This window comes from Lentibacter sp. (assembly GCF_965657785.1).
In the GTDB taxonomy this organism is placed as follows: Bacteria; Pseudomonadota; Alphaproteobacteria; order Rhodobacterales; family Rhodobacteraceae; genus Lentibacter.
Genome location: NZ_CBFHPP010000006.1, coordinates 133473 through 154585 on the forward strand (window position 1 = coordinate 133473; position 21113 = coordinate 154585).

The 21113-nt window shown below is 57.7% G+C and carries 20 protein-coding genes and 1 pseudogene; 4 read left to right on the forward strand and 17 right to left on the reverse strand.

Annotated elements, in window-relative coordinates; translation table 11 throughout:
- From ACTF58_RS05910 to dapE, 3 genes and pseudogenes are all read right to left on the reverse strand, one after another.
- Positions 1-246, reverse strand: a pseudogene (locus ACTF58_RS05910) (ribonuclease R); the annotation flags it as partial.
- 213 nt (positions 247-459) lie between these two features.
- On the reverse strand, positions 460-1014 hold the full coding sequence (locus ACTF58_RS05915) for a TIGR04282 family arsenosugar biosynthesis glycosyltransferase (RefSeq protein ID WP_438991047.1): 555 nt from the start codon (positions 1012-1014) through the stop codon (positions 460-462).
- Positions 1015-1033: 19 nt separating this feature from the next.
- Positions 1034-2182: a succinyl-diaminopimelate desuccinylase gene (gene dapE / locus ACTF58_RS05920; RefSeq protein WP_438991048.1), complete on the reverse strand. Its 1149-nt coding sequence runs from the start codon at positions 2180-2182 to the stop codon at positions 1034-1036.
- Positions 2183-2470: 288 nt separating this feature from the next.
- Between dapE and ACTF58_RS05925 the strand changes: the two genes are divergently transcribed.
- Positions 2471-4051: a Hint domain-containing protein gene (locus tag ACTF58_RS05925; RefSeq protein WP_438991049.1), complete on the forward strand. Its 1581-nt coding sequence runs from the start codon at positions 2471-2473 to the stop codon at positions 4049-4051.
- Between the two features lie 6 nt (positions 4052-4057).
- Positions 4058-5110, forward strand: coding sequence for a Hint domain-containing protein (locus ACTF58_RS05930; RefSeq protein ID WP_438991050.1), 1053 nt, complete (start codon positions 4058-4060; stop codon positions 5108-5110).
- On the opposite strand, the gene ACTF58_RS05935 is transcribed toward ACTF58_RS05930, so the two are convergent.
- The 11 genes from ACTF58_RS05935 to ACTF58_RS05985 all read right to left on the reverse strand — a co-directional run bounded on the left by ACTF58_RS05935 (position 5107) and on the right by ACTF58_RS05985 (position 16116).
- Positions 5107-5793 carry an ABC transporter ATP-binding protein gene (locus ACTF58_RS05935; RefSeq protein ID WP_438991051.1) on the reverse strand — a complete coding sequence of 229 codons (687 nt, stop codon included), beginning with the start codon at positions 5791-5793 and terminating at the stop codon, positions 5107-5109. The genes ACTF58_RS05930 and ACTF58_RS05935 overlap by 4 nt on opposite strands.
- A complete protein-coding gene (locus ACTF58_RS05940; protein WP_438991052.1) occupies positions 5790-6539 on the reverse strand; it encodes an ABC transporter ATP-binding protein in 750 nt (249 codons plus the stop codon). The genes ACTF58_RS05935 and ACTF58_RS05940 overlap by 4 nt, the downstream gene beginning before the upstream one ends.
- Complete coding sequence (locus ACTF58_RS05945) at positions 6532-7515, reverse strand: branched-chain amino acid ABC transporter permease (RefSeq protein WP_438991053.1); 984 nt, start codon at positions 7513-7515, stop codon at positions 6532-6534. The genes ACTF58_RS05940 and ACTF58_RS05945 overlap by 8 nt, the downstream gene beginning before the upstream one ends.
- Complete coding sequence (locus ACTF58_RS05950) at positions 7512-8432, reverse strand: branched-chain amino acid ABC transporter permease (protein ID WP_438991054.1); 921 nt, start codon at positions 8430-8432, stop codon at positions 7512-7514. Before ACTF58_RS05950 ends, ACTF58_RS05945 begins: the two co-directional genes overlap by 4 nt.
- A gap of 46 nt (positions 8433-8478) precedes the next feature.
- On the reverse strand, positions 8479-9621 hold the full coding sequence (locus ACTF58_RS05955) for an ABC transporter substrate-binding protein (RefSeq protein ID WP_438991055.1): 1143 nt from the start codon (positions 9619-9621) through the stop codon (positions 8479-8481).
- A 233-nt stretch (positions 9622-9854) separates the two neighbouring features.
- Complete coding sequence (locus ACTF58_RS05960) at positions 9855-10844, reverse strand: ABC transporter substrate-binding protein (RefSeq protein WP_438991056.1); 990 nt, start codon at positions 10842-10844, stop codon at positions 9855-9857.
- A gap of 27 nt (positions 10845-10871) precedes the next feature.
- Positions 10872-11711: an ABC transporter permease gene (locus tag ACTF58_RS05965; RefSeq protein WP_438991057.1), complete on the reverse strand. Its 840-nt coding sequence runs from the start codon at positions 11709-11711 to the stop codon at positions 10872-10874.
- Positions 11708-12583 carry an ABC transporter permease gene (locus tag ACTF58_RS05970; protein WP_438991058.1) on the reverse strand — a complete coding sequence of 292 codons (876 nt, stop codon included), beginning with the start codon at positions 12581-12583 and terminating at the stop codon, positions 11708-11710. The genes ACTF58_RS05965 and ACTF58_RS05970 overlap by 4 nt, the downstream gene beginning before the upstream one ends.
- Positions 12576-13355 carry an ABC transporter ATP-binding protein gene (locus ACTF58_RS05975; protein ID WP_438991059.1) on the reverse strand — a complete coding sequence of 260 codons (780 nt, stop codon included), beginning with the start codon at positions 13353-13355 and terminating at the stop codon, positions 12576-12578. The genes ACTF58_RS05970 and ACTF58_RS05975 overlap by 8 nt, the downstream gene beginning before the upstream one ends.
- The gene (gene hydA / locus ACTF58_RS05980; RefSeq protein ID WP_438991060.1) at positions 13356-14819 is read right to left on the reverse strand and encodes a dihydropyrimidinase; all 1464 of its coding nucleotides are present in this window, start codon (positions 14817-14819) and stop codon (positions 13356-13358) included. It lies immediately after the preceding gene.
- Between the two features lie 46 nt (positions 14820-14865).
- Positions 14866-16116 (reverse strand): Zn-dependent hydrolase, encoded by a 1251-nt coding sequence (locus ACTF58_RS05985; RefSeq protein ID WP_438991061.1) that lies wholly within the window; start codon positions 16114-16116, stop codon positions 14866-14868.
- Positions 16117-16221: 105 nt separating this feature from the next.
- Between ACTF58_RS05985 and ACTF58_RS05990 the strand changes: the two genes are divergently transcribed.
- Positions 16222-16860: a TetR/AcrR family transcriptional regulator gene (locus ACTF58_RS05990; RefSeq protein WP_438991062.1), complete on the forward strand. Its 639-nt coding sequence runs from the start codon at positions 16222-16224 to the stop codon at positions 16858-16860.
- A 24-nt stretch (positions 16861-16884) separates the two neighbouring features.
- Positions 16885-17505, forward strand: coding sequence for a TetR family transcriptional regulator C-terminal domain-containing protein (locus ACTF58_RS05995; protein ID WP_438991063.1), 621 nt, complete (start codon positions 16885-16887; stop codon positions 17503-17505).
- 22 nt (positions 17506-17527) lie between these two features.
- Here ACTF58_RS05995 and ACTF58_RS06000 read toward each other — a convergent pair whose 3' ends face one another.
- Genes ACTF58_RS06000 through ACTF58_RS06010 form a run of 3 tightly spaced genes read right to left on the reverse strand, consistent with a single transcriptional unit; the run spans position 17528 to position 21090 of the window.
- Complete coding sequence (locus ACTF58_RS06000; protein ID WP_438991064.1) at positions 17528-18412, reverse strand: DMT family transporter; 885 nt, start codon at positions 18410-18412, stop codon at positions 17528-17530.
- Between the two features lie 18 nt (positions 18413-18430).
- Positions 18431-19735, reverse strand: coding sequence for an NAD-dependent dihydropyrimidine dehydrogenase subunit PreA (gene preA / locus ACTF58_RS06005; RefSeq protein WP_438991065.1), 1305 nt, complete (start codon positions 19733-19735; stop codon positions 18431-18433).
- 20 nt (positions 19736-19755) lie between these two features.
- On the reverse strand, positions 19756-21090 hold the full coding sequence (locus tag ACTF58_RS06010) for an NAD(P)-dependent oxidoreductase (RefSeq protein WP_438991066.1): 1335 nt from the start codon (positions 21088-21090) through the stop codon (positions 19756-19758).
- Between the last annotated feature and the right edge of the window lie 23 nt (positions 21091-21113).

Consider the following 21113-nt stretch of genomic DNA (forward strand, 5'->3'; position numbering starts at 1 on the left):
GTCGCCGTCAGATGTCGGCTGCGCCACCCGCAAAACCGACACAGGCGCAAGCTTGTCACTGTCGCGGTAAGTCTTTTTGCGCCGCTTCAAATGCCCCTCGTCTTCGAGCTCTTTCATGATGCGCTTAAGATCAATCCGCCGCGCGCCTTTGATGCCAAAAGCTTTGGCAATGTCGCGCTTTGCAGTCTGGGTCGGGTTCTCGGAAATCCATGTGAGGATTTCCTCTTTTGAAGGGAGCTTGTTCATGCCCACCCGCTATCATGCCCTTGTGAGGAAGGGAATATTTACCTTCTGTTCATCTCTTTCTGAACAGGGCGCACGGCGTGCGATGCCTTAGCTAATTTTCTCTTAACAAAAAACCCGTTCAGGCGGTGCACGCATGGTGCACAGGGGGTGCACGCATATCACCCCCCTAGAATCAGCGGAGCCGCACCGCCGTTAACCCTCTGGGGCGCTTGGTTAAGGTTTTGGTAAGTCGCGCGCCCTGTCGACATCCGACAGCTCCGCCACACGTGCGCAAGACTGGCCCTGAAGCGTCGCAAGACTGTCTGAGAGCGTCTCTGCACAAGACCAGCGCACCCCCTCAAAAAGCCGCGGCGGAAGCGGACGCGTGCGGCGAAACCCCGTGAGCCAGAAGCCCCCGTCCGTGGCAGGCCCAAAGACCGCCTCATGCGGCCCCAGCGCCGCAAAAGCCTCTGCGATATGTGTTTTTTCCACGCTCGGAATATCGCCACCAATCAGGCAGGCCCGCCCCTTCGGAAGCGCCTCAAACGCGCCGCACATTCTCTGGCCAAGATCGCCCGATCCTTGCGAAATCCGCGGCAAATGCAGAGGCCAGACCGCGCTTTCAAGGGCCGTATCAGGCGCAACACTCAGCCAAATCTGCCAGCGCGGATCCTCCAGCCGCCGCAGCAAACGGCGCAGCTGATGACGAAACCACCACGCCGCCGCGACGGTGCCAATATCCTTGGCCAAGCGCGTTTTAACCCGCCCCGCCGCCGGAAATTTCACCATCACAACGAGGTGCTGCGGCCTAGCCAAAATAGTCGCTCAAAATGCGTTTATAGATCGCTTTCAGCTCATGGATTTGGGCTGTCTCGACGCGCTCATCGACCTGATGCATGGTCTTTCCGACAAGCCCGAATTCCACAACAGGGCAGTGATCTTTCACAAAGCGCGCATCTGATGTGCCCCCCGTTGTAGACATCTCAGGGGTGCGCCCCGTCACAGCCGCTACACTTTTCGCCACCAGTTCTGAAAGAGCCCCCGGCGGCGTGATAAAGCTCTCGCCCGAAATTTTCACTTTTATATCAATACCTACGCCACAAGCCTCGCGGACCTTCTCGGCCTCTGCCTCAAGCCATTGGGTCAGGCTCGCGCCCGTATGGCTGTCATTGAAGCGGATATTCACACAGGCGCGGCTCTGCGCAGGGATCACATTTGTCGCCGCGTTGCCTGTGTCAATCGTCACAACAGCAAGGGTTGAGGCGTCAAAATGCGCGGTGCCTTGGTCAAGCTCGGCGCTCGCCAAAGTGTCCATCAAACGCACCATCGCGGTGAGCGGATTATTGGCGCGATGCGGGTAGGCCGAATGCCCCTGAACGCCCGTCACAGTGACCCAAGCGGTCATGCTCCCGCGCCGCCCGATCTTCATCATCTCGCCCATCTCGTTTGGGCAGGTTGGCTCTCCCACAAGGCAAACATCCATACGCTCGCCCGTCTTCTGCATATGCTCCAAAAGGGCGGTCGTGCCGTCTATGGCGTCGCCCTCCTCATCGCCTGTGATGGTCAGGATCACCGCGCCGTCAGGCGGCGTGTCTTGGACAAACTCTATGGCCGCCGCCGCAAAGGCCGCCACACCCGATTTCATATCGGTCGCGCCGCGCCCCCAGATCATCCCGTCTTTTTCGATAGCGCCAAAAGGCGGCACGCTCCACGCCGCCTCATCGCCCACAGGCACAACATCGGTGTGGCCATTAAAGCCGAACGACTTGTTCGCGCCGCGTGCGCCCCAGCGCGCAAAAAGATTGCTCACATCGCCACGGTCTGCCCGCGCACACTCAAAGCCCGCCTCAGAGAGCAGCTTTTCCAGCAAGGTGAGTGCGCCGCCCTCATCAGGCGTTACCGAAGCGCATTGTATAAGTGATTTCGTCAGCTCTGCCGCATCTACCTGAGAAGCCATATGTTCCGCCTTTCGCCGTTTCGGTGCACAGCCCCCTCCATATCGTGGCTTTTGCACCACCGCAAACAAGAGACCGCCGCAAATTTACCACGTTTGTGCTCGGTTAACGCCGTAATCTCTTAACAGAGGCAAATTTTTCGTGTTAACGTTTTGGTAATAATAAACCAGAGGCAGAGCAGGTGCGCAGGATCAACAGGTCCTGATCATCCACAGAGCGAAAATCGCCAACGATATCTGTAACTTACAGATCCGCGCCGAACGCTTTGCCCTGAATGAGGCAGTAGTAGTATGGTCGCGGCGTCACAATTGCCGATCAACACAGGTGCGTCCGCGCTGCAAATGGCGCAGACGATTTTCGGAGACGGGACCACCGTCTCCAGCGCGTCCTATTCAGGCAGCCGCTACTCCTCTGGTATCTATTCCAACGGCGATAGCGTCGCCCCCGGAGTGACCCCGGGCGACACTGGCATCATCCTCTCCACAGGCCACGCCCGCGACTTCACAAACCGCTCCGGCCAGTCCAATCAAAGCACCTCCACAACCACAAATTCGGGCGGTGCTAACAACCTGTCCGACTTCAACGCCGCCGCAGGAACACGCACCTTCGACGCCTCCTATCTTGACGTCGATTTCGTTCCCACAGGCAGCGTGATGACCATGCAGTTTGTGTTTTCCTCCGAGGAATACCCCGAGTATGTGAACTCGCTTTATCAGGATTTTATCGGTGTCTGGGTCAACGGCAGCTTGGTCGATGTCAGCATCGGCAACGGCGATCTTGACCCCGGAAACCTGAGCCAAGCCAACAACGGAAACTTCTACGTCGACAACACCTCGGACCAATACAACACCGAGATGGACGGCTTCACAATCACCATGACGCTCACCATGACCGTCAATCCCAACGTGACAAATTCGATCCGCATCGGGATCGCTGATGTGCTCGACAGCAGCTATGATTCAAACCTCCTGATCGCCGCCGACAGCGTCCAAACCGTGCTGATCGCCAATGATGACACCTATCATCTCACCGCCCCCAACCAAGTCAAAACCATTGATGTCCTCGACAATGACATCCGCCCCAGCGGCGCCACACTGACCATCACCCATATCAACGGCGTTGCGGTCACAGCAGGCAGCACAGTCACGCTCTCAACAGGCCAGACCGTCAAGCTCAACGCCGATGGAACCTTCACAGTCACCGCCGATGCCACTGTCGAATCTGTCAATTTCAGCTATACAATCGACGATGGCACCAACACAGATGTCGGCTTTGTCATCCTCGATTCCGTGCCCTGCTTTGTGCGCGGCACAGCCATTCTGACAGAGCGTGGCGAAGTGCCTGTTGAGGCCCTGCAACTCGGCGATCTGGTCCAGACCCGCGACAACGGCTTTCAGCCTGTTCGCTGGATCGGCGGCCGCGCCACCGTCGCGCAAGGCAAGCACGCCCCGATCCGCATCCGCGCAAACACCTTCGGCGCGCATAAAGAGCTCTGGCTCTCGCCCCTTCACCGCGTGCTCATTCGCGACGCTCTGGCCGAACTTCTGTTTGGCGAATACGAGGTTCTTGTCGCCGCGCGTGACCTCGTCAATGACACATCCGTCACCGTGGTTGAGGGCGGCACAGTGGAGTATTTCCACCTGCTCTTTGATCAGCACGAAGTGATTTATTCCGAGGGCCTCCCAACAGAAAGCTTTCTCCCCGGCCCCCAGCTTGCTGATAGTTTCGAAGAAGAAATCGCCGCCGAAATCTATGAGCTTTTCCCCGAGATCAATCCTGAAACAGGGCTGGGCTACAGCCCCGCCGCGCGTCGCACATTAAGGCCGTTTGAGGCCCAGCTGCTCTGCGCCCTTGACGCCAAAGTGGCCTGAGCGCTTATGGCTTGGTTCGCCATATCAGACGCCGAGCGCCAGCACTTTGCGCTGCCCCAAACTCAGGGGTTTCTGGCCCGTGGCAGCCTCGTAATCGAGACCCGCCTGTCAAGCGATGATCGCCCCCAGACGCTCTTGGCCTTCCGCGAGCGCGTCCCGTGGGAACGCAGCCTCTCCCTGCAAGCCATCCCGAGGGGCGGCATTGTCCTGATCACCACCCAGCAAGGCGAAAGCGCTCATGTCGCGCTTGATCTGGACGCCTCCGAGCGCTCCGATCTGTTGCGCATCACCTATAGCTGGGATGCCCCCGCCCGCTGGGGCCGCTTGGCCATAGAGCGCCCCGAGCGCGGCTCTGTGCGCTCTGTTCAGGCCCCGCGCCCGCGCCCGCTCTGGCTTGAGGACATCAAGACCATGACGCTCTGTCACGGCCTGATCCAGCTTGACAGCGACGTCGAGTTTTTCGCCTTCTCCGACGACATAGAGCCGCTCGGCCCAATGCCCAGCCTGACAGCCAGTGTCCCCCTTCTGGCCCAAGACGAATACCGCCCCGTGGCCCGTTTCAAGCGCGGTGATCTTGTCCAGACGCTTGAGCACGGCCCCGTCCCCGTGCTGGCCCATCTTTGTCGCACCGTCCCTGCACGCGGCAGCTTTCGCCCCGTGCGTCTGCGCGCGCCCTACTTTGGCTTGCAGCAGGATATCTTCGTCGCCCCCGATCAGAAGCTCGTTCTGAGCAAGCCGATGGTGGATTATATGTTTGGCTGCGAGGCGGTTCTTGTGCCCGCCCGCCATCTCGTCAATGGAACCTCGGCAATCTGGCACGACCTCTCCCTGACAACGACCTATCACCAACTCGTGCTGCCAGAACATGAAACCATGATCGCCGCTGGCGCCGCTCTGGAAAGCCTGTTTATCGGGCGCATGAGGCGCAAGCCCGAGCACCATGCCCAAAGCCTGCTCAGCCCGCTGTCACGGGCGCATCTGCCCGAGCATATGCTCTCGGCACATCCCGTTTTGCGCCCCTTTGAAGCCATCACATTGGTGGAGCAATCCGCCGCCTAAACGCCGAGATGGGCCTGCGTGACGTCATCACCGAGATCGCTCATCGCCCCATGCCAGACAGAGCGCCCCCGCTCAAGGATCACGGCGCTGTCGCAAACGCCGCGCAGCTCTTTCACCGATTTGTCGATCACCAGAATAGACAGCCCCGTCGCCGCCTTCAGTGCAGACACCGCCCCCCAGATCTCCTGACGAATGATCGGCGCAAGCCCCTCTGTTGCCTCGTCCAGAATAAGCAATCGCGGGTTGGTCATCAAAGCCCGCCCGATCGCCAGCATCTGCTGCTCTCCGCCCGAAAGCGAAGCGGCGCGCTGGTCTTTGCGCTCGGCCAAACGCGGGAAAAGCGCCGTGACACGCGACATATCCCAATGCCCCTTCCGCGCAGCGGCACTCAGGTTTTCTTCTACCGTCAAAGACGCAAAACAGCGCCGCCCCTCTGGCACAAGCCCAATCCCGAGCCGCGCCGCGCGATGGCTCGGCAGGCGCCCAAGGTTGTGCCCGTCAAAGACAATCTGCCCCTCTGCTGGCATCATACGGCAGATGCACTTCACAGTCGTGCTCTTGCCCATCCCGTTGCGCCCCATCAGTGCCACCACCTCGCCCGCCTCAAGCGTCAAAGAGACGCCAAACAGCGCTTGGCTCACCCCATATGAGGCCGAGACGTCAGAGAGCATCAAAAGGCTCATGCCTCCTCCCCCAGATAGGCGTCTCGCACCTCCCGATTGGCGCGAATTTCATCAACGGTGCCCGTCGCAATCACGCGGCCATAGACCAGAACACTGATGCGGTCGGCGAGCGCAAAAACCGCGTCCATATCATGCTCCACCAACAGGATCGGAGCCTCCTGCTTCAGCTCCGACAGAAACCCCGTCAAGCGCTGGCTGCCCTCAGCCCCAAGGCCGGCCATCGGCTCGTCCATCAAAAAGGCCTTCGGAGAGAGCGTCAGCGCAACCGCCACTTCAAGCTGGCGGCGCTGCCCGTGGCTCAGCTCGGCTGTGCGCCGATTGCGCACCGCCTCCAGCCCGACCCGCGCCAGCGCCGCGTCAGCCCGCGCCAGAAGCGCCTTATCTTTCAAAGCAGGCGTCCAGAAGCGCCAGGGGCGCCCGCTTGCGCCCAGCGCCCCCAGCACTGCGTTTTGCAAGACCGTGTCGTCCATCGCCAAGGCCGAAACCTGAAAGGTCCGCCCCAAGCCCGCCTTGGCGCGCGCCCGTGTGCTCAGATCGGTCACATCCCGCCCCATCAGCTCGATACGCCCCGCATCAGGCGCAAGCGTGCCACATATCTGCGCAATCAGCGTCGATTTCCCCGCCCCGTTCGGGCCGATAATCGCATGAATTTCCCCCGCCCTCAGATCAAGTGAAATATCCTCACTCGCCTTGAGCGCCCCAAAGGATTTGCTGATCCCATAGGTTGCCAGAACAGTCTTAGCCATCGCTTCGCTCCCGCCCTGAGACCATCCCGATGATCCCGCCGTGCCCGAACAAAACGATCACAAGCAAGAGCATCCCAAGATAGATATGCCAATAGTCGCTCAAGCCTCCAAGCCAATGCTCCAGCCCGACAAACACAAGCGCGCCGACCACAGGCCCAAAGAGCCGCCCGACCCCGCCAATGATGATAAAGACCATAATCTCGCCCGAGAGCTGCCAGCTGAACATGGTCGGGCTGACAAAACGGTTGAGATCGGCAAACAAAGCCCCCGCAAGCCCTGTGATTGCGCCCGAAATCACAAAGGCAACAAGCTTGAGCCGCGCCCCGTCCAGCCCGACAGTCTCGACCCGCTGGGGCACCTGCCGCACAGCGCCAAGCGCAAGGCCGAAGGGCGACTTTGCCAGCCGGTCCGCCGCGATAAGCGCCAGACTGAGGATCGCAAGGCAGATCCCATAGAACTGGATCGGATCAAGCGTGTTCAGCCCGGGAAAGCCGTTGCGCACATAAATCGACAGCCCGTCTTCGCCGCCATAGGCGGCCCAGCTGATCGCGAAGTAATAAAACATCTGCCCAAAGGCGAGCGTGATCATGATGAAATAAACGCCCCCCGTGCGCAGCGAAAGCACCCCGATCAAAAGCGCCGCAAAAGCCGATATAACAACCGCAACAAGCCAGATCAAAGGCATCGCCTTTGTGCCCTCAATCAGCAAAGGCGCTTCCATAAGCGGCGTATAAGTCTGCGCGTGATAGGCCAGAATGCCCATAGCATAGCCGCCAAGCCCGAAGAAAACCGCGTGCCCAAAGCTCACCAGCCCGCCAAGTCCAAGCGCAATATTCAGCCCCACTGCCGCCAGCGCAAAAACAGCCGCCCGCGTCATCAACGTAATGGTGAACGGCTCCTCCGCCCAAAGCGCCCAAGCGGGCACCGCAAGCAAAATCGCGAAGATCACCGCGTTGAAATACCGCTCCCTGATCATGCGCGCGCCCCGTATAGGCCCGTCGGCCGCCAGATCAGCACCGCGCCCATCAGAATATAAATCGCCATCGAGGCCAATGACGCACCAACCGAAGAGGCCGCCGCAGGCGCCATAAACAGCCCGAACACTTGCGGCAAAAAGACCCCGCCCAGCGTGTCTGTCAGCCCGACCAGAAGCGCGCCCACAAGCGCCCCCTTGATCGAGCCGATCCCGCCAATCACAATCACAACAAAGGCAAGGATCAGGACAGGCTCGCCCATCCCGACCTGCACCGACTGGATCGCCCCGACAAGCGCACCAGCAAGGCCCGCAAGCGCCGCTCCAAGCGCAAAAATCAGCGTATAGAGCCGCGAAATATCAACCCCCAATGCCGCGATCATCTCGCGGTCGTTCTCGCCTGCTCTGATCTGAATGCCGATCCGCGTGCGCGTGATCATAAGGCCAAGCCCCGCCGCCACGAGCAGACCCACACCGATCAGAACGAGGCGATAAAGCGGATACTCGATCCCGCCCGGCAGGCTCACAGGGCCGCTCAAATAAGACGGGATTTGCAGAAAAAGTGGAAACGAGCCAAACATCCAGCGCGTCCCTTCCGAAAAGATCAGAATAAGCGCAAATGTCGCCAGAACCTGATCAAGATGATCCTTGTCATAAAGCCGCCGGATCACCAAAAGCTCGATCAAGGCGCCCGCCGCCGCCGCCGCGGCCATAGCCGCCGCAAGCGCCAGCAGAAAAGAGCCGGTCGCCCCCGCCACAGCCGCTGCGGCAAAAGCCCCGACCATATAGAGCGAGCCATGGGCAAGGTTGATCAAGCCCATCACCCCGAAGATGAGGGTCAGCCCTGCGGCCATGAGAAACAGCATGATGCCAAACTGAAGCCCGTTCAGCACCTGCTCTGCGATAAGGATAAAAGACATAAGCTTTGCAAACCGGCCGCGCCTTTTGAGACGCGGCCAAAGTCACTTACATTTTGCACTCAACCGCATAGGCGTCTGCGTGGTTTTCAAGCGCAGGGCCAATCACCTTGTTGGTATAAACGTCACCCTCTTTGACAACTTCGCGCGCGTAGATTGTCTGGATCGGGTGGTTGTTGTTGCCAAACTTGAAGGCCCCCCGTGTGCTGTCAAAATCAGCCGCCTTAAGCGCCGCGCGGAAGGCGTCGGCATCGCTCACATCGGCCTTTTCCAACGCCGAAATCAGCAGGTTCGCCGTGTCAAAGCCCTGACTCGCATAAAGCGAAGGCAAGCGGCCAAACTCGGCTTGAAAGCTTTCCACAAAAGCCGCGTTTGTGGGGTTGTTAAGGTCTTTGTTCCACTGCGAGGTGTTCACAACGCCCAGCGCCGCATCGCCAACCGCTTGCAAAATCCCCTGATCAAACGAAAACGCCGGCCCGACAACGGGCAGATCCACGCCTGAGTCCGCGTATTGCTTCAAGAAGGCAATGCCCATGCCCCCCGGCAGGAAGAAGAAAACAGAATCCGCACCGCTCGCGCGGATCTGGGCAATCTCTGCGGCATAATCCGTCTGGCCCAGCTTGGTATAAACCTCGCCCGCAAGCGCGCCCTTAAAGAAGCGTTTGTAGCCCGTCAGCGCGTCTTGCCCCGCAGGGTAGTTCGGTGCGAGAATAAAGGTTTTGCCATAGCCCGCCGAGTTCGCATAAGCGCCCGCCGCTTCGTGGAGGTTGTCGTTCTGCCACGCAACGTTGAAATAATTCTGATGACAGCCTTTGCCCGCAAGCGCCGAGGGGCCAGCATTGGGCGACAGGTAAAATTTGCCCTGCGCGGTCACAGAAGGGATCACGGCCATCGCAAGATTGGACCAGATGATGCCCGTCATGACATCAACCTTCTCTGATTGCACCATCTTGTCGGCAAGCTGCACCGCCACATCGGGCTTGCGCTGATCGTCTTCAATGACGACTTCAATATCGTCGCGCCCTGATTGCTTGATCGCAAGCATAAACCCGTCGCGCACATCAAGCCCGAGGCCCGCGCCGCCGCCTGACAGCGTTGTGATCATCCCCACTTTGGTCTCGGCCAAGGCTGCGCTGGCAAGGCCCAATCCAGCCACAAGTGCCGCGCCTAGTTTGAAAGTGCTTTTTATCATATGTCGTCTCCCTGATCTGCGCCGCATCTCATCTCGCCCGAAAGGCGTGGTGCGTGGCTGCTCATTACGAGTGCGAACTTCCCGCGAATTTCCCGCAATTGAAAGCCCCTTTTTACAGCCAGACGGCCCAGAGGTGCGTCTCAACTCAAATGACGTTGAAAAACAGAGAGAATAGCAAGGCCCGCAGGCGCATGGTGTGAAGGGCAAGCGCCGCCGCCCTCCACACTGTTTTCTTACTTCAGAGCCAGGTCTGTGATGTCGTGGGTCCATGCCCCTTCAGGCATTTTGGTGATCACAGGATCAGAGCCACCTTCCAGCAAGGACTTCACAGTGCGCTCGTAAGCCGCAACATCAAGCGCGCCGTTCGACCCGGCCGTCAGCTTTGCAACTTCCGACATCATGCGGCGCTGGTGCTTTTCTGTCTGTGCACCAGACGCGTCGTTCTCAAGCACGATATCCGCCGCCTCATCGGTGTTTGCCTCGGCATATTTCCAACCCTTCATAGACGCGCGCACAAACCGCACCATCTTGTCCTTAAAGGCGGGGTCTTCAAGGTTTGAGCCAAGCACATACATACCGTCTTCAAGCGTCGAGACGCCCTCGTCTTCGTATTTAAAGACAACAAGGTCTTCTGGCGTCAAACCCGCGTCAATCACCTGCCAGTATTCGTTATACGTCATGGTCGAGACACAGGCCGCTTGCTTTTGCAAAAGCGGGTCCACATTGAAGCCCTGCTTAAGCACTGTCACGCCGCCGGCCGAGCCATCGGTTTTGAGGCCCAGTTTGCTCATCCAGCTTAGGAACGGATACTCGTTTCCAAAGAACCAGACGCCGAGTGTCTTGTCAGGAAAATCCGCAGGGGTCGCGATCCCCGCATCTTTGCGACAGGTCAGCATCATGCCTGACGACTTATACGGCTGGGCAATATTCACCAGATCAAGGCCCTTCTCGCGCGAGGCCAGAGCCGATGGCATCCAGTCGAGCACAACATCCGCGCCACCGCCCGCAATCACCTGCGCAGGCGCAATATCAGGGCCGCCAGGCTTGATCGTGACATTGAGGCCCTCTTCTTCATAAAAGCCTTTGTCCAAAGCAACATAATAGCCAGCAAATTGCGCTTGCGTGACCCACTTGAGTTGCAGCGTCACATCATCATCCGCTTGGGCTGTTGTCCCAGCAAGCATCAATGTGCCAGCAATTGCCCCTTTGAGTATGTTTTTCATTTTGTCTCTCCTTATTGGTGTTTTGTTTTAGTTTCGTTGCGATGGATGCCAGAAGGTTACAGCCTTCTCGATGAGGGCCACCGTCCCATAAAACGCCGTTCCCGCAAGAGCCGCGACAGTTATTTCCGCCCAGACCATATCAAGCGAAAGCCGCCCGACCTCTGTGGAAATCCGAAAGCCCATACCGCGTATGGGCGAGCCAAAAAATTCGGCCACGATTGCGCCGATCAGGGCGAGCGTCGTGCATATTTTGAGGCCATTAAAGATAAAGGGCATGGCCGCAGGCAAGCCGAGTTTCATCAGCCTCTGCCAATAGCTCGCGCCATAAGTGCTCATCAGATCACGCTGGATCGCGTCTTGCGCGCCCAGCCCCGTGACAGTGTTCACCAACATTGGGAAAAACACCATAATCACCACAACCGCCGCTTTGGACTGCCAGTCAAACCCGAACCACATCACAAGAATAGGGGCCATACCAATAATCGGCAGCGCCGCCACAAAGTTTCCAATCGGCAAAAGACCCCGCTTCAAAAAGTCCGAACGGTCCACAGCAACCGCCGTGAGAAAGGCCGCACCACAGCCAATAACGTAGCCCGAGAGCGCGCCCTTGATGAAGGTCTGCACAAAATCGCCCCATAAAATCGGCAGGCTTGTCGAAAACCGCAGGGCAATAGAGCTTGGCGGCGGCAAAAGGATCGGGCTAATGCTAAGCCCCCAGACAAGCCCCTCCCAAAGCACCAAAAGCGTAACGCCAAACAGCGTAGGCACCAGAACTTTGGTCAGCCGTGTTTGCGGCCCGTTCGCCAAGCGCACATTTATGGCGCACATCACCAGCCAAAACAGAAACGCCAGCAAGACCCACTTCATTGCAACATCCCCATTTTACGTAGCGTGATGCGCTCGATCAGCCCGATCAAAGCCACCAGACTGGCCGCCAGAACAGCCGCACAGATGAGCGCACTCCAGATCTGGATCGTTTGGCCATAATAACTTCCCGCCAAGAGCCGCGCGCCCAGTCCGGCCACAGCGCCGGTCGGCAGCTCTCCCACAATTGCCCCGACAAGCGAGGCTGCAATACCGATCTTGAGCGAGGCAAAAAGATAAGGCATCGACCGCGGCAGGCGCAGCTTCCAAAACGACGTTGCCTTGCCTGCGTTCCACGTCCGCATCTGGTCAAGTTGCATCTGGTCAGGCGCGCGCAGGCCTTTGACCATCCCAACAACAATAGGGAAAAACGACAGATACATCGAAATGATCGCCTTGGGCAGCAGCCCCGACACGCCCACCGCGTTGAGAACCACAATAATCATAGGCGCAACCGCAAGAATAGGGATCGTCTGACTGGTGATCACCCATGGCATCACCGACATATCCATAGCGCGGCTGTAGACAATGCCGATGGCAAGCAAAATGCCAAGCGCCGTGCCAAAAGCAAAGCCAAGCAAAGTCGCCGAAAGCGTGATCCAGCCATGCCAGATCAGCGAGCGCTTTGAGGTGATCTTTTTCAAAACCGTGGTGTTGTAAATCTCTTTCACAACCTGATGCGGCGCAGGCAGAAGCGGCTTTTCCTGAACCATGGTATCAGCCACCAGCTCGGAAAAGCTCAAGCTCTGATCCGCGCGCGCCGCTTTGTCTTTGGCCCATGTCATATTGAGCGCAACAGCCGCACCATACCAAATCCCAACCAGCAGCAGGATCATGGTCAGAACAGGCCCCGCCCTATGCCAAAAATCAGTCATAGGCGTGCCCTGCTCTCAAGCCTTCGCGCACACGATGGGCAATATCGGCAAACTCTTGTGTCTCTCGGATGTCGAGCGTCCTGTCGCGCGGCAATGTGCTTTCAATCACATCCGATATCCGCCCGGGGCGCGGCGACATAACAACAATCTTGGTCGACAAAAACACCGCCTCAGGAATGGAATGGGTCACAAACCCGATGGTCTTTTCGGTGCGCGCCCAGAGCTTTAGAAGCTGCTCGTTCAAATGGTCCCGAACGATTTCATCCAATGCACCAAAAGGCTCGTCCATCAACAGAATATCCGCATCAAACGCCAGCGCCCGTGCAATGCTTGCACGTTGCTGCATACCGCCGGAAAGCTGCCACGGGAATTTGTTTTCAAAGCCAGACAGCTCCACAAGCTCCAAGACCCGCGCCACCCGCTCGGCCTGATCGGCTTTGTCAAACCCCATAATCTCAAGTGGCAGGCGAATGTTGCCGCCAATCGTGCGCCAGGGGTAAAGCCCTGCGGCCTGAAACACATAGCCGTAAGCCCGCTGCATACGCGCCTCGGCTGCGCTCATCCCGTTGACTTCAATTGTGCCAGAGGTCGGCGTTTCAAGGTCGGCCATGACGCGTAGAAATGTGGTCTTGCCACATCCCGACGGGCCAATAAACGAGATGAAATCTCCCTTGTTGATCTCAAGGTTGATGTCTTTCAGCGCATGGACAGGTCCATCATTGGTTTGAAAGGTCAGCGATAGGTTTTTCGCTGAAATTACCGTTTCGCTCATTTAGATGCCCGCCGGAATATTCAGAGGATCACGGTTGATGGCCCGTGGTGAGTTGAGCGTTTTCCACTGGCTCAATGCTTTTTGAGCCGATGAAAAAGCAGGACGCGGAACAAACCGCCCCCGGCCCGGCTGCGGCTGGCTGTTGCGCCCCCACGCCCAGATCACATCACCACGGCTCAAGGTGAACCGCGACTGCGCCTTGACTTCAAAGCCTTCAAAGACGTTGTAATCCAGAACAGAGTGATGGTTGCTCGGGCTGATTGTTTTCCGCAACGCTGGATCCCAGACGACAATATCCGCGTCGGCCCCCTCCACAATCGCGCCCTTCTTGGGGTAGATATTCAAGATCTTGGCGATATTGGTCGAGGTTGTCGCCACAAATTCTTCCTTGGTCAGGCGGCCTGTTTCCACGCCTTCGGTCCATAGAACGGCGAGCCGCTCTTCCAAGCCGTTCGAGCCGTTGGGAATGATGCGAAAGTCGTGCCGACCTGCCCGTTTTTGCTCGGTGCTAAAGGCGGCATGGTCGGTTGCAACCACCTGCAAGGAGCCTGATTGTAAACCCGCCCAAAGGCTGTCCTGATGGTCTTTGGAGCGAAACGGCGGGCTCATTACACGGCGCGCCGCATGGTCCCAATCGGTGTTGAAATACTCGCTTTCATCCAAAGTCAAAAACTGGATCAGCGGCTCCCCGTAAACCCGCATTCCCTTCTGGCGCGCACGGCGGATCGCCTCATGGGTTTGCTCGCAGGATACGTGCACAATATAAAGCGGAACCCCTGCCGTATCAGCAATGGTGATGGCGCGGTTTGCCGCCTCTCCCTCAAGCTCTGGCGGGCGCGAAAACGCATGGCCCTCAGGGCCGATGATGCCTTGGTCAAAGTATTTTTGTTGCAACTCCGCGACCAGATCGCCGTTTTCGGCATGAACCATAGGCAAAGCCCCAAGCTCTCCACAGCGCTTGAAAGAGGCAAACATTTCATCATCTTCAATCATCAACGCGCCTTTATAGGCCATGAAATGCTTGAAGCTGTTCACCCCCATATCAACCGCATCTTTCATCTCGTTAAAGACGCTCTCGTCCCAACCGGTGATCGCCATATGATAGCCGATGTCCGAGCAAATCTGGGGGGCTGACTTTCGGTGCCATTCGTTGATCGCGTTCTTGATGCTGCCGTCTGCGCCGGGCAAACAGAAATCAACAACCATGGTGGTTCCGCCCGCCGCCGCAGCCCATGTGCCGCTTTCAAATGTCTCCGCCGCCGTCGTCCCCATGAAGGGCATTTCAAGGTGGGTATGCGGATCAATCCCGCCAGGGATGACATAGGCCCCCTCGGCGTCAATATACTCGTCCCCCTTCAGGTCTTGACCAACCTGCTTGATCACCTCGCCCTCGATCAGAACATCAGCCTTAAAGCTGCGGTCCGCCGTGCAGACCGTGCCGCCCTTGATTACTTTGGTGTTCATTGTTGTCTCCCCTTTTGCCCAGATGTAGTGCAGCCCTGACGTCGGTTCAGTCCACGATCTCGGCGATTTCCAAGACCGCCTGCATCAGAACATCAGCGCCCGCCGCGGCCCATTCTTTTGAAATTTCTTCCGCCTCATTGTGCGACAGCCCGTCGACACAGGGGCACATGACCATAGCTGTTGGCGCCATACGGTTGATCCAGCACGCATCGTGCCCCGCGCCCGAAATGATGTCCATATGACTATAGCCCATCCGCTCGGCCGCGTTGCGCAAAGCCGTGACACAGCCCTCGTCAAATGTGACAGGGTCAAACCCGCCCACTTTTTCAAACGCGATCTCTAGCCCCATATCTTCGGCGATCTGCTTGGCCTCGATATGCAAGCGCGCCTCCATGTCTTCAATCACAGCAAGCTCGGGCGAGCGGAAATCCACAGTGAACACCGCCTGACCGGGGATCACATTGCGCGAGTTCGGAGACACATCAATATGGCCCGCCGCGCCAACCGCATGAGGCGCGTGCGACCAGGCGATCTCGTCTACTTTCTCCAACACCCGCGCCATTGCCAGACCCGCATTCTTGCGCATCGGCATGGGCGTGCTGCCCGTGTGGCTGTCTTTGCCTGTGATGGTGATCTGCGTCCAGCTCAGGCCCTGACCGTGCGTTACAATGCCGATGTCTTTGCCTTCTGCTTCCAGTATCGGCCCCTGCTCGATGTGCAGCTCAAAAAACGCCCGCATCTTGCGCGCCCCGACGGCCTCATCCCCGCGCCAGCCAATGCGCTCCAGCTCCTCGCCAAACTTGAGACCATTGGCATCTTCACGCTCATAGGCCCAATCCTGCGTATGAACCCCCGCAAAAACCCCCGAGGCCAGCATGGCGGGCGCATAGCGCGTGCCTTCTTCATTGGTCCAGTTGGTCACAACGATCGGATGCTTTGTCTTGATTCCCAAATCATTCAACGTCCGCAACAGCTCAAGTCCGCCAAGCACACCCAAAACGCCGTCATATTTGCCGCCCGTTGGCTGCGTATCAAGATGTGAGCCCACATAAACAGGCAGCGCATCAGGGTCCGTGCCGCCCCATGTGGCAAACATATTCCCCATCTGGTCAAGCCCCATGGTGCAGCCCGCCGCTTCGCACCAAGACTGAAACAAGGCCCGCCCCTCGGCGTCTTCGTCCGTCAACGTCTGGCGATTGTTCCCGCCCGCAATGCCCGGGCCGATCTTTGCCATCTCCATCAAGCTGTCCCAGAGGCGTTCGCCGTTGATACGAAGGTTTGAATTGAGTGCTGGCATTGGGATCTCCCGGAGACATTCCTTGACGGAATATTTTTTGACTATATGGTCAAGTATTGTAGCGACCTGACTGATCGGTCAAGTTTTATTTGAAAGAATGATACCGTGTCCTTAGAGCCGATACCCTTTCGCAAAATTTCTAAGCGCTCCCAAAACCAGAAGATTATTCTGAAGGCAGCTGAAAAAGTTTTTGCCGAAGCGGGCTTTGCGGGCGCAACTACCCAATTGATCGCAGATGTGGCTGGTCTGCCCAAAGCCAATGTCCATTATTATTTCAAAACCAAGGAAGCGCTTTACCGCCGTGTCGTCTATAATATTTTCGACATCTGGATGGAGGCCGCCTCAGCCTTTGATACGGCCCTTGGCCCCAAAGAAGCCCTCAGCCGCTACATTGATATGAAAATGGATCTGTCGCGCAGTCACCCTTACGGCTCAAAGGTTTGGGCCGCCGAAATCATGCACGGCGCCCCCATTATACAGGACTATCTGGAAGGCCAGTTGCTTGACTGGTCCAAAGACAGGGGCCTGCACATCGAACGCTGGATCAAAAACGGCGAGATGGATGCAATCGACCCCGCCCATTTGCTCTATCTGATCTGGTCCACCACACAGCACTACGCCGACTTCGGCCATCAGATCGAAACCCTGAACGGCGGGGTGCCTTATAGCGATGCGCAATGGAAAGCCGCGAAGCAATCCGTTAAGACAATCATATTGAAAGGCGTTGGATTGACGCCTGATTGATACAAAAGGTCTTTTAACTCAGATATGCCGCGCTCCCAAACCACAAAAAAACCGACTCGCATTCAACGCGAAAAAACAAAAGCAATCCTGGAAGCGGCCCTTGATGTGTTTTCCGATTTCGGGTTTCGCGGCTCCACCATTGATATGATCGCAGCGCGCGCGGGCGTCTCAAAGCCGAACATTCTCTATTATTTTGACACCAAAGAAGCCATCCACAAGACCCTGCTCGCCGAGCTTTTGCAAACATGGCTCGCCCCGCTTCACCAGATTGATGCCGCCGGGGATCCGATTGAAGAGATTTGCGGATACGTCTCCCAAAAGCTCAAAATGGCGCGTGATTTCCCGCGTGAAAGCAAACTCTTTGCAAACGAAATTCTGCAAGGCGCGCCCCATATACTGCCCGAAATTCAAGGCGAGCTGAAGGAGCTGACCGCTGTCAAAGCCCGCGTTGTTTCTGACTGGATCAAGGCCGGCAAACTTGCCGATATTGACCCCCACCATTTGTTTTTTTCGATCTGGGCAACCACCCAGCACTATGCAGACTTTGACATCCAAGTGCGCAGCGTTCTGGGCGACGAAAGCGACCCCTTCGCCTCTGCGGGGCCGTTTCTGGACAAGATGTATCGCACCATGCTGCGCCCGTAACCGCGCCTGAAACTAGGATCGGCTAGTCTTGTGATTTGAGCAACAACCCAAGCGCAATCACAGTCAGAGCGGCACCAACCATCTCGCTCGCAAGCGGAGCGCCCCTGCCCAAAACAAGCTGCCAGACGATCACCCAACTCGGGATCAGATAGGTATGCGCCATGACTTTGACAGAGGGCAGGCGCAACGTGGCAAATTGAATGAGCGAAAATGTGGCCGCGCTGGCAAAAACGGCCAGATAGCCCACCACAAACCAGACCTGCATTCCAACTGCGCGATACTCCGTCAGTATTATATCGCGCGCCGCAAATGGCAGTGTCACCAGCAGCGCCCCCAAGGTGATGGCAAAGGTAAATACAACTTGCGGCTCGTCGCGTTTAAGCTTGCGCACAAGCGGCGCATAGAGCGCATAACAGACCATGCCGATCAAAAAGACGAGCTCGCCCCGCCCGATATGAAAGGCCAGAAGCTGGCCCAGATCGCCCCGAAAAATAACCCAGACAGCCCCAAACCCGCCGATCAACAAGGCCAAGAGAACACGCCGCGAGACATTCTGCCCAAGCAGAATGTAGCCAAACACCCCCGTCACCAGCGGCGTCAGCGTAAACAAAACCGAAAGCGAAACGGGAGATGCCGTCTTGAGCGCTTCAAACATAAGCATAAAATAAAGCGCAGGGCTGGCCCCCAAGACGACATATCGCCAAGGCGTTTGAAAGCGCCAGTCGCCGCGCCTCACAGCCGGCCACGCCAGAGCGCCCAAAAGCGCAGCGGTCAGCACAAAGCGAAACGCCGTGACCACAAGCGGCGAAAGCTGGTCACCAATCAGCGCCCCGAAAGAAAAAGACCCCGCCACAAGTGCCGCAAAACACATCATGGCGAGGTGGCCAGACAGCTCCCGCGTGATCACGCCGCAACGCCGCTTGGCTTATTCGGCCGCCACAGCGCTCGGGTTGTTCGGATGCGTCGTCCAGTCGCCATGTTCTTTAACCACAACTTTCTGTGTCCGTTCATCCACCGTTCCAGGCGCCTGAGGCACCATCGTGATACAGTCTTCCACAGGGCAGACCTCAACGCAAAGGTTACAGGCCACACACTCCGCATCATTCACCGTAAAGACACGGTCTTCAGACATCAGGATCGCCTGATGCGACGTATCCTCGCAAGCGGCAAAACACCGGCCACAGCTGATGCAATCGTCTTGGTTGATAGAGGCTTTGGCAACATAGTTGAGGTTGAGATACTGCCAGTCGGTGACATTGGGCACAGCCATGCCCTTGAAGTCATCAATCGAGGAATAGCCCTTCTCATCCATCCATTGCGAAAGCCCACTCTTCATTTCTTGCACAATCTTGAAACCATAAGTCATCGCCGCCGTGCAGACCTGCACATTGCCACAGCCAAGCGCCATATATTCGGCCGCATCGCGCCATGTGGTGATGCCACCGATCCCCGAAATCGGAAGCTTGGACGTCTCGGGCGTGCGGGCAATTTCCGCCACCATATTCATCGCAATCGGCTTGACGGCAGGGCCGCAATAGCCGCCATGGGTGCCTTTCCCGTCAATCGTCGGCTCTGGTGCCATTACGTCCAGATCGACCGACACAATCGAGTTGATCGTATTGATCAGCGACACAGCATCTGCCCCTCCGCGCATCGCCGCCGCCGCAGGCTTGCGGATATCGGTGATGTTGGGAGTGAGCTTCACAATCACGGGTTTGGAGTAATACTGTTTGCACCAGCGTGTCACCATTTCGATATATTCAGGCACCTGCCCCACAGCCGAGCCCATACCCCGCTCAGCCATCCCGTGGGGGCAGCCAAAGTTAAGCTCAATCCCGTCCGCGCCAGTGTCTTCCACCAGCGGCAGAATGGCCTTCCAGGCCTCTTCCTCACACGGCACCATAAGTGACACGATAATGGCGCGGTCAGGATAATCGGCTTTCACACGCTTGATTTCCTCAAGGTTCTGAAAAAGGTCGCGGTCTGTGATCAGCTCGATATTGTTCAGCCCCAGAACACGGCGGTCCGCCCCGTGAATCACGCCATAGCGTGGCCCGTTGACATTAACGACAGGCGGCCCCTCGGAGCCGAGCGTTTTCCAAACGACACCACCCCACCCCGCCTCAAAGGCGCGGCGCACGTTGTATTCCTTGTCAGTCGGCGGAGCCGAGGCAAGCCAGAACGGATTAGGAGAGGTGATCCCCACGAAGTTACTTGTAAGATCTGCCATTGAATTACCCTCTTTTTGCTTTAGCCCAAAAGTGTGGTGTGAATATCGAGCGCCGCGTCACGGCCTTCTGCAACAGCCGTGACGGTCAGGTCGTCGCCCCCCGTGGCGCAGTCTCCTCCGGCCCAGACTTTTGGCGCGCTGGTGCGCCCGTTTGCGTCGACTTTGATTTTGCCGCCCTGAAGCGCCAAAGCCTCGGGTGCGCCCGTCAAAGACTGCCCGATCGCCTTGAAGACCTGATCCGCCGGCAGACAGAATGTCTCCCCCGTTTGTGTCAGGCTGCCACCTTCGGTTTCGGTATAGGCAAACTCGACAGACAGCCCAGCCGCCTCCCGCAACACTCTCAAGGGTTGGGCGTTGTAAATAATGCGCACCCCCTTGGAGGTCGCAAGCTCTTGCTCGTAAACAGACGCGCTCATGCTGTCTTTGTCACGGCGATACACCAAGGCCACATCTTGCGCCCCCAGAAGCTTGCTTTGCACCGCCACATCGACAGCCGTCATGCCGCCGCCAATCACAACAACGTGGCGCCCCACAGCAAGCTGGCTCAGATCCGCCGCTTGCCGCAGATCCGAAATGAAATCGACAGCATTGGTCACATTCTCCAGCGCCTCGCCCTCACAGCGCAGCGCATTCACACCGCCAAGCCCCATACCAAAGAACACCGCATCATGATCCGCCTGTAGCGCGCTCAGAGACATATCCTCGCCAAGCGCCATGCCATACCGAATGGTGATGCCACCAATCGACAAAAGCCAATCCAGCTCTTTTTGCGCAAAATCATTGACAGATTTATAAGCCGCGATGCCAAACTCGTTCAGCCCTCCGCCCTTCTTGCGGGCCTCATATATCGTGACATCATGCCCCAGAACCGCGAGCTTATGCGCACAGGCAAGCCCCGCTGGCCCCGCCCCGACGATCCCGACAGTTTTCCCCGTGGTCGCTGCGCGCTCAAACGGGTGGACGCCTGCGGCCATCAAAGTATCGGTCGCATAGCGCTGCAAACGCCCGATTTCGACAGGCTTGCCCTCGGCCACTTCCCGCACACAGACCTGCTCACACAGGGTTTCGGTCGGGCACACACGTGCACACATTCCGCCCAGAATATTCTGTTCAAAAATCGTCTTCGCCGAGGCTTCCGGTGTCCCCGTGCCAATCTGGCGAATAAAGAGCGGAATATCAATCGAGGTCGGGCAGGCCGTCACGCAAGGCGCGTCATGGCAAAAGTAGCACCGGTCAGAAGCGACAAGCGCCTCATGATCAGACAGCGGCGCGTGAAGGTCCTTGAAACTGTCCGATAAGGCCTGCGCGTCTTTACGGCCTGACACGATTCCCGAAGTGGCTGCAGAGTTACCCATGTGCGTCTCCAAATGTTCACATC